The 2,284-nt window shown below is 72.5% G+C and carries 3 protein-coding genes; all 3 read left to right on the forward strand.

Annotated elements, in window-relative coordinates; translation table 11 throughout:
• The first annotated feature begins 304 nt into the window (after window positions 1-304).
• Window positions 305-1,309: a hypothetical protein gene (locus ACTIR_RS0112160; RefSeq protein ID WP_026454491.1), complete on the forward strand. Its 1,005-nt coding sequence runs from the start codon at window positions 305-307 to the stop codon at window positions 1,307-1,309.
• Between the two features lie 203 nt (window positions 1,310-1,512).
• Window positions 1,513-1,848 carry a 30S ribosomal protein S6 gene (gene rpsF, locus ACTIR_RS0112165; RefSeq protein WP_026454492.1) on the forward strand — a complete coding sequence of 112 codons (336 nt, stop codon included), beginning with the start codon at window positions 1,513-1,515 and terminating at the stop codon, window positions 1,846-1,848.
• A gap of 10 nt (window positions 1,849-1,858) precedes the next feature.
• Window positions 1,859-2,284 (forward strand): single-stranded DNA-binding protein (locus tag ACTIR_RS0112170; RefSeq protein WP_026454493.1); only part of this gene is annotated, 426 nt, incomplete at its 3' end.

Genomic DNA, 2,284 nt, shown 5'->3' on the forward strand with positions numbered 1-2,284 from the left:
GGCCGTACCACCGGACGATGCCGGTCAGGGCCACGCGACCGACCGTGCTAGCGCCGCGGACGAGGCCGCCGTACTCGACCGGCTCCCGCTGCTCGTGGCGGTGGCCGCGGTCGCGTTCGTCGGCACCACCCTGGTCCAGACCTGGGTCCGCCGACGGCGGTCGGAGATGTGACCCGCCCACCCGGAGCCGGTTCCGGGCCCCACGACGACGGCGCGGGGCCCGGATTTTCCACCGTGGGCGTCACCGACGCCGCCGAACCGTCGTTACCGTGTCGACAGCTCGCCAATTCGGGAGGGACAGCCCGTGCGACTCAGCCCCACCGCCCTGACCAGGGTGACCCGCAAGGCATTCACCGCGACCACGGTCGCGGTGGTGGCGGGCGGCATGAGCCTTCTCGCCGCGGGGTCGGCCTCGGCCGCCACCGCGGACGCCGACTCGTGTACCGGCACGGTCTCCGGCGGGGTCGGTGACACGGTGACGCTCGACGGTGCCGCGGTGTCGAGCCTCGTCGAACAGGGGGTCCGGGAGGCCAAGACGATCGTCGTCGTCCACGACGTCACGATCTGGCCGAACCATCTCGCCAACAAGATCGCCGACGAGCGACTGTCCGTCGGCACGATCCCGCAGGCACGATCGGGAGCGGTCGGCGGCGACGCCATCGGCACGGCGGTCCGTGCGGCGCTCGACGGTTCGGCGGGACTGGGCGCACTGCCGTCGACCCAGGAGAAGACGCTCGACACGATCGCGGCCGAGGTCGCCGACAACTGCGGGTTGACCCTGACGGCGACCGACTACACCGCCCCCACCTCCTCCGGGCAGGACACCGGGGGAACCTCCGCTCCGTCCGGCAGCGGCGGGTCCGCGGACGACTCCGGCCCGTCCGGCGGGTCCGCCGACCCCACCGGGACGCCCGGCACGACCGGCGAACCCGGTGCCGACGGCGGCTACCAGGGCACCGGCGACGCGCGGGCGGCCCGCCGGGACTACAGCGACATCCCGCGGGCCGAGGCCCCGAGCGCCGGGATCTCGGTACCGCCGGAGCTGCAGTACGCCCCGTCGGACGGGGTTCCGGGCGGGGCGGACACGCCCGAGTTCGGCATCCTCGGCGCGGACGGGGACGAGGCCGACCGGAACGCCGACGGCGGCGACGGCTCGCCGGCCGGTGTCCGCAACGCGGGCAACGCCGACGCGCTGGCGACGGACGGGAGCTCCGACCCGGTGCAGCTCCCGATGCTGCTGGCCGTGGCGGCGGTGGCGGGTGTCACCGCGGGCCTCGTGCGGACCTGGGTCCTGCGCCGCGTGTCCTGAATCGCCCGGGGAACACTCCCCGGGACCACTTCGCGGGCTCCCGGACCTCCGGGTCCGGGAGCCTTCGTGTGTCCGGCGCATCGTGCGAGGCCACGACCCCACCCACGACGGTTCCGCCGGGGCCTGCGGCTAGACTGGCTCCCCGGCAACCCTCCTGTCACGGAACGCCCGTGACCGCTCGAGCCCGTAGGAGGTGAGTGGTTGTGTCACGCCATTACGAGGTAATGATCATCCTCGATCCCACGTTCGACGAGCGCAACGTCTCGTCGACGCTGGAGAACTACCTGAAGGTCATCCGCGATTCCGGCGGGAACGTGGAGAACGTCGACGTCTGGGGTCGGCGCAGGCTGGCCTACGAGATCCGCAAGCAGTCCGAGGGCATCTACGCCGTGCTCGACCTGTACTGCGAGTCGGACGCCGTCAAGGAACTCGAACGGCAGCTCGGCCTGCAGGAGACGGTGCTGCGCACCAAGGTCGTCCGCAAGCTGCCCCCGCGCGGCGCGAAGAAGGCCGCCAAGAAGGCCGCGGCGAAGGTCTGAGGCGACCGCGATGGCAGGCGACACCATCATCACGGTGGTCGGCAACCTCACCGCCGACCCCGAACTGCGATTCACGCCGTCCGGTGCCGCGGTCGCGAACTTCACCGTCGCGTCCACGCCCCGGATCTTCGACCGCCAGGCGGGCGAGTGGAAGGACGGCGAGGCGCTGTTCCTGCGCTGCAACATCTGGCGACAGGCGGCGGAGAACGTCGCCGAGACCCTGACCAGGGGCGCCAGGGTGATCGTGCAGGGCAGGCTCAAGCAGCGCTCGTTCGAGACCAAGGAAGGCGAGAAGCGCACGGTCGTCGAACTCGAGGTCGACGAGATCGGCCCGTCCCTGCGGTACGCGACCGCCAAGGTCAACAAGATCAGCCGGGGCGGCGGCGGAGGCGGCGGCTTCGGCGGCAGCGGTGGCGGTGGCGGCGGGGCCCCCGCC

Source organism: Saccharomonospora iraqiensis subsp. iraqiensis (assembly GCF_000430445.1).
Classification (GTDB): Bacteria; Actinomycetota; Actinomycetes; order Mycobacteriales; family Pseudonocardiaceae; genus Saccharomonospora; species Saccharomonospora iraqiensis.